This is a genomic window from Microbacterium wangyouchuni (assembly GCF_051546305.1).
GTDB lineage: Bacteria > Actinomycetota > Actinomycetes > Actinomycetales > Microbacteriaceae > Microbacterium.
The window spans coordinates 140,520-152,974 of sequence record NZ_JBPTMA010000002.1 but is presented as its reverse complement, the minus strand read 5'-3'; the positions used below and the strand labels follow the sequence as shown (position 1 = coordinate 152,974).

The following is a 12,455-nucleotide window of genomic DNA, read 5'->3' as shown; positions in this document are numbered from 1 at the left end:
AGTCGAAGATTCTTTTCGAGAGTTGTTCGTTCGCGATGAACAGGGGTGACATCACAGGCAATTTCGAGGAGAATAGGCCAGTCGCGTGATGAAAGACAGCATCCCGCGTCTCTTCTTGTGAGAGCAACTCCGTCTCTCACGACCAATGGAAACCAGTGCAGAACGACGAGACTTTTGAGGCCGGCCCCGCCGATGCCGATCTGATCCTGCGCACCCGTTCGGGTGACAGCGCAGCATTCGGTGAACTCTGGCGACGCCACTACCCGTCGGGGATGTCCGTCGCGCGCTCGATCACCTCCAGCATCGACCCGGACGATCTGGTGCAAGAGGCGTACACACGCATCTATCAGGCGGTGCTCAAAGGCGGCGGACCGAACGGTTCGTTCCGTGCATATCTGTTCACCAGCATCCGGAACACCGCGGCATCGTGGGGCCGTTCGCGTGTCGAAACGCCGATGGACGAGCTCGAGACCATCCCGGATCCGGACAGCACCGACCAGGCCGCGAACGATGCTCTCGACCGCAGCCTCACCGCCCAGGCATTCCGCAGCCTTCCCACGCGCTGGCAGGAGGTGCTCTGGTACACCGAGATCGAGCGGATGAAGCCAGCAGAGGTCGCACCGCTGCTGGGGATGAAGGCTGGCGCGGTCTCGCAACTGGCATTCCGTGCGCGCGAGGGCTTGCGAGAAGCGTGGATCGGTGCGCATCTGCGCAGCACGAAAGACGGCTCCGAGTGCCACTGGACCATCGAACACCTCGGTGCGTATTCGCGCGGCAACCTCAGCGCTCGCGATCAGAAGCGCGCTGATCTGCACCTCGATGAGTGTGCCCGATGCATGATCGTGGCAGCAGAGGCGAAGGACGTATCCAACCGGCTTGCTCTCGTTCTGCTCCCTCTCGTGCTCGGTGTTGCCGGGGCAGCCGGATACGCCGCGATGCTTCAGGGCAGCGGGGTGCCAATCGTGGCGCTGGCTGCGATGCCGTCATCCGTAAGCGGTAGTGCTGTCAGCGTCGGCGGCGCGGGAGTGACTGCAGGAACCGGCGCGCTTCACGGCAATAGTGGGGCGGCTGGAGGCACAACGGCAGGAGCCGGTTCCGGCGGCGCAGTCGGAGGCGGCGCGACCGGGGTCGGTGCAGCAGGCGGTGGTATCTTCACCGGCATCGGCGCTCTGGTCGGCGCCGGATCCGCGGCAGTTCTCGTCGCCGGCGCAGTCGCAGCGGCAGCGATCGTCCCGGGGCTGGTCAACGCCGCTCCCGTCATGTCGATGTCCAGCGCCAGCGTGCCGGGCGACTCATTGATCACAACGGAAGTCGCCCCGGACGAGAATCTGGATGCTGACGAGAAGTTCGTCCTCGAGATCGCCGAGGATGCTCCCGAGCACGGCACCGACACGAGCACGGAGCCTGAAGTTGAGGCTTCCACTCCACAACCGTCGACTCGGCCCGCCGAGCAGGAAGATCGCCGAGAGGGCGAGGGTGGCGACCAAGTCCCGGCGCCCGAGTCGGAAAAGCCAGCTGAGCCTGGGCCTGAGGTTGTGCCTGACGAGCCGGTCGAGATTGTGCCGGTCGATCCGGCAGACCCGCCTGTCGAGCCAGAGACTCCGCCTGTGCCGGAGATTCCCGGCGATATCCCGACCGGGCCTGTGCCGGATCCTGTTCCCGTGCCGGAGCCCGCGCCTGAGCCAGCCCCCGCGCCTGAGCCAGCCCCCGCGCCGAAGCCTGAGCCAGCCCCCGCGCCTGAGCCAGCCCCCGCGCCGAAGCCTGAGCCAGCCCCCGCGCCTGAGCCAGCCCCCGCGCCGACACCGACACCGACACCGACTCCAGAACCAACACCGGAGCCGACACCAGAACCAACACCGGAGCCGACACCAGAACCAACACCGGAGCCGACACCAGAACCAACACCGGAGCCGACACCAGAACCAACACCGGAGCCGACACCAGAACCAACACCGGAGCCGACACCAGAACCAACACCGGAGCCGACACCAGAACCAACACCGGAGCCGACACCAGAACCAACACCGGAGCCGACTCCAGAACCGACCGACCCTCCCATCGATGAACCGGAAACTACCGTCCCAACCGCTGCAGTCACGCTCGGCGCGACTACGGTCTGGTACGAAGACACCGGTGAACTGTTCAAGAAGACCCACATCACCGTGGTTGTCTCGGGCGTTCCCGGCGAATGGGTTCAGCCGCGAATAGCCGGTGATACCGACGGTACGACTGCGATGATGCTGGATGAGAATGGCCAGGCCACATTCGACCTACGCCCGGGCGGCCTGGAGTTGCTACTCGGCGCGACAGTCACTTTTTCGTATACCGATCATCCGGATGCGCCAGTGGCTACGACGACTCTTGCTGCGCTGATGGGCGCAGCCGTCGACTGAGCAACCTCCCCCGGCCGAATAGACTGGGAGCATGTCCGAAGCTCCTGACGCAATCCCCGGTGTCAATCGTCCGAACATCGCTCCGCTCGACATCATCCGGGCCGTGATCCTGGTCGCAGCGATCGCATCGCTCGTGCTCTGGGGCTTTGCGATGTGGGCCTTCCCGTGGAACCTCGTGTTCGGTATCGGTGCGCCGTTGCTCGTTCTGGTCATCTGGGCGCTGTTCCTGTCGCCGCGTCCTCTGCTTCGCCTGCATCCATTCGTGCGCGCGGTCGTTGAACTGCTCATCTATGCCGGTGTCACCGTTGTTTGGTGGTCGATGGATCAGGCCTGGGTCGGACTCGGCTTCGCCCTCGTCGCCGTCACCGCCGGACTCTTCGCGGGTCGGAGAAACCTGCAGTGACCGTCGCTGCGGCCCTGCGGGACGCTCTCGGCGACATCGTCGATGTCACCGACGGCACGCTTGAAGCCGCGCGCGCAGACCGTTCCGGGCATGCCTCCCCAGGCCGCCCGCTCGCTGTCATTCATGCCGAGACCGTCGAGCATGTGCAGCAGACGATGCGAATCGCCACGCAGACCCGCACACCTGTCGTGGTGCGCGGTGCAGGCACCGGGCTCGCGGGGGCTGCCAACGCCGGGCCCGGTGAGATCGTCCTGTCGACTGTGCGGATGAACCGGGTGCTCGAAGTGCGCCCCGATGATCTCTTCGCCGTCGTCGAGCCCGGCATCCTGAACGCCGAGCTGAACACGCTGCTCGCAGAACACGGGCTGTGGTGGCCGCCCGACCCGGCCAGCCGAGACATCTCCACGGTCGGCGGCAACATCGCCACCGGTGCCGGTGGACTGCTGTGCGCGAAGTACGGCGTCGTGCGCGATGCGGTTCTTGCGATCGATCTCGTACTCGCGGATGGACGGCTCCTGCATCTGGGCCACCGCAGCGTCAAGGGCGTGACCGGGCTCGATCTGACCTCTCTCGTCATCGGTTCGGAGGGAACCCTCGGCGTCGTGGTCGGCGCGACGCTGAAGCTCAAGCGTGTCGTGGCCGGAGACGTCTGCACCATCACAGCGCTGTTTCCCACCGTCACCGATGCGGCCACCGGGTCGGCAGTGGTGACGGCATCCGGCGCTCAGCCCGCGATCATGGAACTCATCGATGCGACCAGCCTCGCAGCCGTCCACCGATTGCTGAGCCTGCCCGCTCCCCCGGCTGGATCGTCTCAACTGACGATCCAGACAGACGGCCCGGCTGCCACGGCAGAGGCCGATCTCATCGCCGCAGTGCTCACCGACGCCGGCGGGCAGGTCGTGCTGAGCTACGACCGCGCTGAAGGCGAACGGTTGCTCGCGATCCGCCGCTCGATCCATCCGGCGCTGTCAGCTCTTGGCACCACGCTGATCGAAGACGTCTCGGTTCCGCGCAGCGCCCTGCCGAGCATGTTTGACGAGATCGCGCGGATCGAGCAGAAGTTTGGCCTGACGATCCCCACCGTTGCGCATGCGGGTGATGGCAACCTGCATCCGAATTTCATCTTCGAGGGGCCCGACGTTCCTGCCCAAATCTGGGAGGCGGCCGATGAACTGTTCCGTGCCGCCATCCGCTTGGGAGGGACGCTGACCGGCGAGCACGGCATCGGGATGCTGAAGAGCCGCTGGCTCGCCGAAGAACTCGGTGAAAACCAGTGGGAGCTGCAGCGTCAGATCAAAGCTGTCTTCGATCCTCTCGGCATCCTCAATCCCGGGAAGGTATTCAACCGTGCCTGACATTCATGTGAGCGCAGCGATCATCCAGGACCCCGCTGGCCGGGTGCTCGTGGTTCGCAAGCAAGGCACGATCGCCTTCATGCAGCCGGGCGGGAAGCCCGAGGCTGGCGAGAACCCCGCGCAGACACTCGCCCGGGAACTCGATGAGGAACTCGGCCTCAAGGTCGATGAGAACGCACTGCGCCCGCTCGGACGGTTCATCTCTGCCGCCGCGAATGAGCCGGGATACCGTGTGGTCGCGGATGCCTTCGCCCTCACGATCGATGCGAGCGAGGTCGCGGTGCAGGCGGAAATCGCCGAGCTGCGTTGGATCACTCCTGCGGAGATCGGCACGCTGCCCTTGGCCCCGCTGAGCGTGGAGCATCTGCTCCCCCTCGCCTGGCCCGCTGTTTCCCCCTAGCGAGCGGGCGGCTGTGGCTCATAAATCGCGAAAACTTGAGCCACGCGCGCCCACTCGCAAGCAGGGGGTGAGGGTGTGGGTGGGGTGGGGGTTAAATTCCCTGCCAGGCGGGCTTGTTCGCGAAGGCGTACCGGTAGTAGTCGACGAGCTTCAGCTTCGACGCTGCTGCCTCGTCGACGACGACTGTGACGTGCTGATGCATCTGAATCGCGGATGCCGGCACCAGCGCGCTGACCGGTCCTTCAACAGCCTCCGCCACAGCACGTGCCTTGCCCTCGCCGAACGCCAGCAGTACCAGGTGACGCGCGCGCAGGATCGTGCCGAGCCCCTGCGTGATGCAGTGCCTCGGCACGTCATCAATCGAGTCGAAGAAGCGCGCGTTGTCCTTGCGTGTCTGCTCGGTGAGTGTCTTCACCCGGGTCTGTGAAGCAAACGACGAGCCCGGCTCGTTGAAGCCGATGTGCCCATCGGTTCCGATCCCGAGGATCTGCAGGTCGACGCCGCCCGCTGCGGTGATCGCTGCTTCGTAGTCGGCGCCGGCGTGCTCGATTCCGTCGAGAGAGCCGTTGGGCACGTGTACGTTCTCCGGGTTCAGCCCGAGAGGTTCGACGACCTCTCGAGTGATCACCGAGCGATAGCTCTCCGGATGCTTCGGGTCGATGCCCGCATACTCATCCAGCGCGAAGCCGCGGACCTGCGACACATCGGTGCCCGCGAGTCGTCCGTGAAGCGCCTGGTAAACCGGCAGTGGCGTCGAACCGGTCGCAAGGCCCAGCACCGTATCCGGGCGGTGTGCGATGAGTCGCACAATCTCGCCCGCCACCAGTGCACCTGCAGCAGCGGCGTTCTCGACAACAACGACTTCAGCCATGGACGACAGTCTCCTCTTCACGAACATGTGCTCCCACCGGCGCGGCGCTGAGAGCAGCCGCAGGGGAACCGGATGGAAGCAGTTCAATTCTCTCATCGAGGCGCGATGGAATCCGCCCGGCCAGACCTCTGACCGGGCGCACCACTGCCACTATGAGACTCCTAATTGTCCCGACAGCACCATCACCGTGGTGCCGAGCAGGACGATGTCATCCTGCGGGGTCAGACGAATTACCACGTCGCGGAACTCGTCGAGAGTCCGCTCGCGAAATGCTGCGAGTGCGGCATCGATGAACGTTCCGCTGAGCAGTTCCGCTGGTCCGTCAACGACGACGTCAGTCAGATCGAGTGCAGCGACGGTGGCAGCGATCGCGATCGCCAATCGGGTACCGGCGTCGCGCAAGATCTCCTCGCGCGCCTCGGGATTGGCATCGATCTCGGCGGTCAGGCGCGTGACGCTCAGCCACGCTTCCAGGCAACCGCGTTTGCCGCAGATGCACTGTGGGCCCCCATCGGTGCCGACCACGACATGGCCGATTTCACCAGCGGCGAAGCGACTGCCGCGCAACGGTTGTCCACCGGAGATGAGTCCGGATCCCACGCCGACCCCGATCTTGATCAGGATGAAGTCCGCACGAGCGGCGCCGAAGGTGTATTCGGCGAGCGCTGCCGCGTTGGCATCATTGCGCACCAGAACCGGGAGGCCGAGAGCAGCGTTCAGCTTCTCCTCCAGCGGAAAATCGATCCAGCCCAGGTTCGGCGAGTTGAGTACGACCCCGTCGGTGCGCACGACACCGGGGGTTCCGACGCCGACGCCGAGCAGGGTTTCTGTGGATGCCGCGATGAGGTCGCGGCCGAGTCCCAGCACCGCGGCAAATGCGGCATCCCCGTCGCCCCGCTCTGTGCGTGCGATCTCGCGACGCTCCACGACTTCACCATCCAGGGTGAGCACGGCGCCCCGGAAGACCTCAGCATCGGAAAGATCTATTCCGATGATCTGATGTCCCTTGCGGTCGATGTCGATGAGAATCGGTGGTTTGCCCGGACCAGAGGTCTCTCGCACACCGAGCTCGACGACGATGCCGTCAGCGATGAACTCCGAGACCAGATCCGAAATAGTCACCCGGGTCAGGCCCGTCTCGCGAGCCAGATCCGCCCGGCTCATCTCGCCTTCGTGGTACAGCATCTGCAGCACCAACGCGCGGTTGTGGCCGCGGGCGTGCTCAGGAAGCGCCTTGACCCGCGAGCGCAGCCTGCGCGATGGCCCGAAGGCATGAGAGCCGACAGTAACTGACTCAGTTACGGGCGCCTGAGGCGTGTCATCCAATGCGGACATATTTGTTAGTAGACCTTACGAACGACAGTTTCGCAACCACTTTTACCCCCAGAGTAAAAAGTCCACGAAAGCAATTTCCTCATCCTACGCCGCAGCTCACCCCTGCCCCGCGACCAACCGTTGCCTCTCCGTTACCCGGCGCACCGTATGATAAAGGGAAGTATGTCGCGTCAAAATCACGGGGGGTGAATTCGTGACTGATCTTGCTGCCACTCCAGGCGCAGACACTGCACAGACCACGGTTGTCACACCGGCGCCACCGCCGCCGGGCGGCAGTGGCCCGTCAGTCGAATGGGCTCCGCACGAGCCCGCACCGAAGAAACGCCGTGTCGGCCTCTGGGTCGGAATTGGCGCAGGAGCTCTGCTGGTCGCTGCCGGTGTTGCCTCCGTATTCTTGATCGCACCGGGAACGACGATCGCTGGCGTCCCTGTCGGAGGCCTGACCCCCGGTGGCGCAACGGATGCCGTCAACTCGCGCCTAGCGAACCTCGAGATCACCCTCACCGATGTCGCCGACGAGCAGGTCATCACCGGCGCCGAGCTCGGCGCTGCCATCGACGCCGGACCTCTGGCTGAAGAAGCATTCGCCGCTCACCCGATGTGGAAGCTCGGCGAATGGATGCCAGAACCGCTCACCGGCACGATCGCCGTCGATCCGGAACTGGCGACCGACGCATTGCGTGCGCTGATTCCGGCCAGCTACACGGATGCTGTCGACGCAACCGTCGCGTTTGACGCGGGCACCGGCACTTACGTCTCCACGGCAGCTGAAGCCGGAACCGGCATCAACCTTGCCGATCTCACCACCGCCATCACCGAAGCTCTCGCTGACGGTGAGAGCTCGATGAGCTACTCCGCGGCTCCCGCCGAATCTCCGGCGCTCATCAGCGACCAAGAAGCCGCCACCACCGTGGAAGAGCTGAACACCATGCTCGCCGCCATCGGCTTCTACGTCGGCGAAGAGCGCACGGTCCCCGTCGAACCAGCCGTCGCCGCCACCTGGCTCAACGTCTCCAACGACGGCAGTGAGTTGAACATCACCGCGGACGAGTCCGCGATCCAGGCTATCGTCGACACCCTGCCCGAACTCGTCAATCGTGCCGCCGTCAACGCCGATGTGATCGTCAACGGCGCAGGAGACGTGCTCCGCGAGATCGTCGCCGGCGTCAGCGGTCGCGAGTTGGGCGACGTCAGCAATGCGGCATCCGACTTCGCTGAGCAGCTTCAAAGCGGCGACGCCGCATTCGAACTGAACGTCAACGAAACCGCGTTCGAGACCACGACGCGGCTGCGTCAGATCGACATCAACCTCGCCACTCAGACCATCACTGTTCTGGAGAACGGCAACGCCATCGACTCTTGGCTCGTCTCCTCCGGCGTCAATGGTTTCAACACGCACACCGGCTCGTACCAGGTCGGCTGGAAGACGTCCAGCCAGAACATGGGCAACCGTGACCTCGCACAGGCTCCGCACTACTTCCAGCCGAATGTGAAGTCGGTCATGTATTTCAACGGCGACCAGGCAATCCACGGTGTGTACTGGCACGAAGCCTGGGGCACGCCCAAGAGCCACGGTTGCGTGGGGATGCCTGAGTGGCGCGCGCAGTGGCTCTACGACTGGTCACCCGAGGGCGTCGGCATCAATATCCACTACTGAGCCAACACTGGCAACAGACAACAATGGGGCCGGATGCCACAGCATCCGGCCCCATTGTTGTCCCTGTGCTTACGCCAGAGCGTCGATGATGCTGTTCAGCGTCGCTGACGGACGCATGATCTTCGCGACCTTGGCGGTGTCGGGGCGGTAGTAGCCACCGATGTCGACGGGGTTGCCCTGTGCGGCCTTCAACTCCTCGACGATCTCCTGCTCCTTGGCAGTGAGGTCTGCGGCGATCGGACCGAAGGCGGCGGCCAGATCTGCATCCTTCGTCTGTGCCGCGAGCTCCTGCGCCCAGTACAGCCCCAGGTAGAAGTGGCTGCCGCGGTTGTCGATCGTGCCGAGCTTGCGGCCGGGCGAACGATCCTCTTCGAGGAACGTTCCGGTCGCAGCATCCAACGTCTCGGCGAGAACGCGCGCCTTCTCGTTTTTGGTGCGGTCTGCGAAGTGCTCGAATGACGCTGCCAGCGCGAAGAACTCGCCCAGCGAGTCCCAGCGCAGGTAGTTCTCCTCCACCAGCTGCTGCACGTGCTTCGGCGCCGATCCACCGGCACCGGTCTCGAACAGGCCTCCGCCGGCGAGCAGCGGAACGATCGAAAGCATCTTGGCGCTCGTTCCGACCTCGAGGATCGGGAACAGGTCGGTCAGGTAGTCACGCAGCACGTTTCCGGTGACCGAGATGGTGTCTTCACCGCGACGCAGGCGCTCCAGCGAGTAACGGGTGGCGTCCTCCGGAGCGAGGACCTTGATCGTCAGCCCCTCGGTGTCGTGATCCTTCAGGTACTCATTGACCTTGGCGATGAGTGCCGCGTCGTGCGAACGTGCCTCGTCCAGCCAGAAGACGGCCGGCGTCGCACTCGCGCGAGCTCGCGTGACGGCCAGCTTCACCCAGTCACGGATCGCAACGTCCTTGGCCTGAGTGCCGCGCCAGATGTCGCCCGGCTGAACGCTGTGCTCGAGCACGACGTCGCCAGCTGCGGTGACTACCTGGATGCGGCCGGCTGCAGTGACCTCGAAGGTCTTGTCGTGGCTACCGTACTCTTCGGCCGCCTGTGCCATGAGGCCGACGTTCGGAACAGTACCGATCGTGGCCGGGTCAAGCGGACCATTGGCGATGACGTCTTCGATGGTCGCCTGGTAGACGCCCGCGTAAGACGAGTCGGGGATGACCGCAATCGTGTCGTCCTCGCCGCCATCCGCTCCCCAGAGCTTTCCGCCGTTGCGGACGAGCGCCGGCATGGATGCATCGACGATGACGTCGGAGGGCACGTGCAGGTTCGTGATGCCCTTGTCGGAGTTCACGTACGACAGGCGCGGCCCATTCTGCATGGCACGGAAGAACGCCTCGGCGATCGTCTCGCCACCGTCGAGGTCGGCGAGTCCTGCGAGGATCGAGCCGAGACCGTCGTTGGCGCTGAGGCCGGCCGCAGCCAGCTTGTCGCCGTACTCGGCGAACACATCAGCGAAGTAGGCCTTCACGACGTGACCGAAGATGATCGGGTCGGACACCTTCATCATCGTGGCCTTGAGGTGCACCGAGTAGAGCACGTCATCCGCCTTGGCGGCGGCAAGCGTCTCAGCGAGGAACGCGTCCAGGGCCGCGGCCGAGAGGAACGTGGCATCCACGATCTCGCCGGGCAGAACCTTCAGGTTCTCCTTGAGCGCGGTAACCGTGCCGTCTTCGGCGACGTGCTGGATGGTCAGCACATCATCGCCGGGGCTGACCCAGCTCTTCTCGTTGGCCTTGAAGTCGTCGTGACCGAGAGTCACGACACGAGTCTTGGATCCGTCTGCGAACGGCTTGTTGCGGTGCGGGTGCTTCTTGGCATAGTTCTTCACTGCCAGCGGCGCGCGGCGATCGCTGTTGCCCTCGCGCAGCACCGGGTTGACGGCCGATCCCTTGATGCGGTCGTAGCGTGCGCGCACGTCCTTCTCTTCGAGAGAGGAGGGCTCGTCCGGGAAGCTGGGGACGTCATAGCCCTGCGCCTGCAACTCGGCGATGGCCGCCTTCAGCTGCGGGATCGATGCCGAGATGTTCGGCAGCTTGATGATGTTCGCCTCGGGGAGCGTGGCCAGTCCACCCAGCTCAGCGAGAGCATCAGAGACTTCCTGGTCGGCCGTCAGCTTCTGAGGGAAGGTCGCGAGGATGCGGCCGGCCAACGAGATGTCGCGGGTTTCGATGTCGATTCCGGCCTGTGCTGCGTAGGCCTGGACGATCGGGAGGAACGATGCAGTGGCCAGAGCCGGTGCCTCGTCCGTGTACGTGTAGATGATGGCGTCGTCGGTCACCGGGAGATTCTCCGTTCACGAGTCAAATTTGTCTCGATACCAAGATACCTGAGTGCCCTCGAAGCCGTTCGCAGACATCTTTTGCCCGCAAAATGCTTCGAGAGGTTACCCTGGGCTTATGTCGGAACTGCGCATGGTCGAACTATCCGCTGCGACGATCGTCGCTGTGAACAACATGTCGCTCAAGCCTGGGCAGGAGCAGTTCCTCGCTCCGGTGTCCTACGGTATCGCCGCCACGGTGATCAACCCGCAGACCTCATGGCAACGAGTCGTCTTGGATCGCAACGAGGTCGTCGGCTTCGTCAGCGCCAACTTTGACGATGAAGCACCCGAAGAGCACTTCCGGTCCGTCCTCTGGCGCATCAACGTCGACGCGGACGATCAGGGTCGCGGTATCGGCCGCTTCGCCGTGGCGAATCTGCTTGATGAGGCCCGCACGCGCGGCATGGAACACGTCAATGTGATCTATGAGGCCGGCAGCGATGGCCCTGAGGCGTTCTTCCGCCGCGTGGGGTTCACCCCGGTCGGCGAGACCGCGTATTCCGAAGTGATCGCCGAAATCCGTCTGACCCCCTGATACCGGCGGCGGGGCTTCGGATCCCCTCCCCCACCGAGGCCTCGTCGCCTTTCTTTTGTTGGCCTTGACCACAAAAGGCTTGCGCTCGCGCTCGAACTCTGCGTAGTATCACTGTCGAAGCGTTTCGCGAAACGCTTCGACAGCATTCCGCAAGAGCGACGAAGGAGTCCGGATGACGTCAATACACGACGTGGCCAAGGCCGCCGGCGTCTCGATCAGCACTGTGTCTTATGCGCTCAGTGGCAAGCGTCCTGTTTCCGCAGACACTCGCCGACGCATCGAGGAGGCTGTTGAGAAGTTCGGGTATCAGGCCAACGCCGGAGCCCGAATGCTCGCAGGAAGCCGCACCCAGATCTTCGCCCTGACGGAACCGTTCCGTGCTGACACCCATGCGCCGACGCACATGGCGTTCGTCCTCGGCACCTCGATCGCTGCGCGACAGGTCGGCTACGACATTCTCCTTCTGACCGACGTGGAAGCGTCGGCCGGGATGCAGCGCGTGGCGTCCAGCGGACTGGTCGACGGGATCATCGTCCTCGACGTCGCACCGGATGACGATCGGGTCGCGCTCGCGCGGTCGATCGATATCCCGACCGTGTTCATCGGCATTCCCGACGAGCACGAGGGACTGGTCTGCGTGGACTTCGACTTCGAGGGAGCGGTCAGACTGGCAGTCGACAGGCTCACGACAGCAGGACACCAGCGAATCGGCATGCTCGGACATCCCGAGCATGCCTATGAGGTTTCCAACTTCCCGCCCCGAGCACGTGACGCGTTCTTGGGGAACCCCGACACCCAGGGGCCAGAAGCCCTCTTCGTTCCGATCGAGACGACTGTTCACGCGGCTCTCGACAAGCTTCTTTCTGCCGGGGTCACCGGGATCATCCTGCAGACAACCCAGGAGGCGCACGCCGCGGTGACGCAGCAGCTCGCCGAGCGCGGTCTGCGCGTTCCGGAAGACATCTCCCTGATCTCCGTCGGTGCAACGTTCGACATGGACTCCTTCGCCACTCCGCTCGATGCGATTCCGCTGGTTCCCCAACCGTCCTGCGACCGCGCCGTCAAGCTCATCATGCAACTGCTTGAGGATCCACATCTCCCCGCTGGCATCCACCTCATCGACCCGACCTACACCGAGCGAGGCTCCGTCTCGGTCGCCCGCGCCGACTGAC

Annotated in this window: 10 protein-coding genes; 7 read left to right on the top strand and 3 right to left on the bottom strand. The window is 64.3% G+C overall.

Annotated elements, in window-relative coordinates; all coding sequences use genetic code 11:
- The first annotated feature begins 155 nt into the window (after positions 1-155).
- From ACSS7Z_RS04040 to ACSS7Z_RS04025, 4 genes are read left to right on the top strand one after another with little or no spacing between them, the layout of a single operon-like run.
- Positions 156-2,393 (top strand): sigma-70 family RNA polymerase sigma factor, encoded by a 2,238-nt coding sequence (locus tag ACSS7Z_RS04040; RefSeq protein ID WP_438253201.1) that lies wholly within the window; start codon positions 156-158, stop codon positions 2,391-2,393.
- Positions 2,394-2,424: 31 nt separating this feature from the next.
- Positions 2,425-2,796 carry a YrdB family protein gene (locus ACSS7Z_RS04035; protein WP_438253200.1) on the top strand — a complete coding sequence of 124 codons (372 nt, stop codon included), beginning with the start codon at positions 2,425-2,427 and terminating at the stop codon, positions 2,794-2,796.
- Positions 2,793-4,154 (top strand): FAD-binding oxidoreductase, encoded by a 1,362-nt coding sequence (locus ACSS7Z_RS04030; protein ID WP_438253199.1) that lies wholly within the window; start codon positions 2,793-2,795, stop codon positions 4,152-4,154. The genes ACSS7Z_RS04035 and ACSS7Z_RS04030 overlap by 4 nt, the downstream gene beginning before the upstream one ends.
- Positions 4,147-4,554 (top strand): NUDIX hydrolase, encoded by a 408-nt coding sequence (locus tag ACSS7Z_RS04025; protein ID WP_438253198.1) that lies wholly within the window; start codon positions 4,147-4,149, stop codon positions 4,552-4,554. The genes ACSS7Z_RS04030 and ACSS7Z_RS04025 overlap by 8 nt, the downstream gene beginning before the upstream one ends.
- 91 nt (positions 4,555-4,645) lie before the next feature.
- Here ACSS7Z_RS04025 and nagB read toward each other — a convergent pair whose 3' ends face one another.
- The gene (nagB, locus tag ACSS7Z_RS04020) at positions 4,646-5,425 is read right to left on the bottom strand and encodes a glucosamine-6-phosphate deaminase (protein WP_438253197.1); all 780 of its coding nucleotides are present in this window, start codon (positions 5,423-5,425) and stop codon (positions 4,646-4,648) included.
- Between the two features lie 150 nt (positions 5,426-5,575).
- Complete coding sequence (locus ACSS7Z_RS04015; protein WP_438253196.1) at positions 5,576-6,760, bottom strand: ROK family transcriptional regulator; 1,185 nt, start codon at positions 6,758-6,760, stop codon at positions 5,576-5,578.
- A gap of 193 nt (positions 6,761-6,953) precedes the next feature.
- Between ACSS7Z_RS04015 and ACSS7Z_RS04010 the strand changes: the two genes are divergently transcribed.
- Positions 6,954-8,417 carry a L,D-transpeptidase gene (locus ACSS7Z_RS04010; protein ID WP_438253195.1) on the top strand — a complete coding sequence of 488 codons (1,464 nt, stop codon included), beginning with the start codon at positions 6,954-6,956 and terminating at the stop codon, positions 8,415-8,417.
- A gap of 69 nt (positions 8,418-8,486) precedes the next feature.
- Here the strand turns inward: ACSS7Z_RS04010 and ACSS7Z_RS04005 are convergent, their stop codons facing one another.
- Complete coding sequence (locus ACSS7Z_RS04005) at positions 8,487-10,706, bottom strand: NADP-dependent isocitrate dehydrogenase (protein WP_438253194.1); 2,220 nt, start codon at positions 10,704-10,706, stop codon at positions 8,487-8,489.
- Positions 10,707-10,824: 118 nt separating this feature from the next.
- On the opposite strand from ACSS7Z_RS04005, the gene ACSS7Z_RS04000 reads away from it, so the two are divergent.
- Positions 10,825-11,283: a GNAT family N-acetyltransferase gene (locus ACSS7Z_RS04000; RefSeq protein WP_438253193.1), complete on the top strand. Its 459-nt coding sequence runs from the start codon at positions 10,825-10,827 to the stop codon at positions 11,281-11,283.
- 172 nt (positions 11,284-11,455) lie between these two features.
- Positions 11,456-12,454, top strand: coding sequence for a LacI family DNA-binding transcriptional regulator (locus ACSS7Z_RS03995; protein WP_438253192.1), 999 nt, complete (start codon positions 11,456-11,458; stop codon positions 12,452-12,454).
- Position 12,455 lies beyond the last annotated feature (1 nt).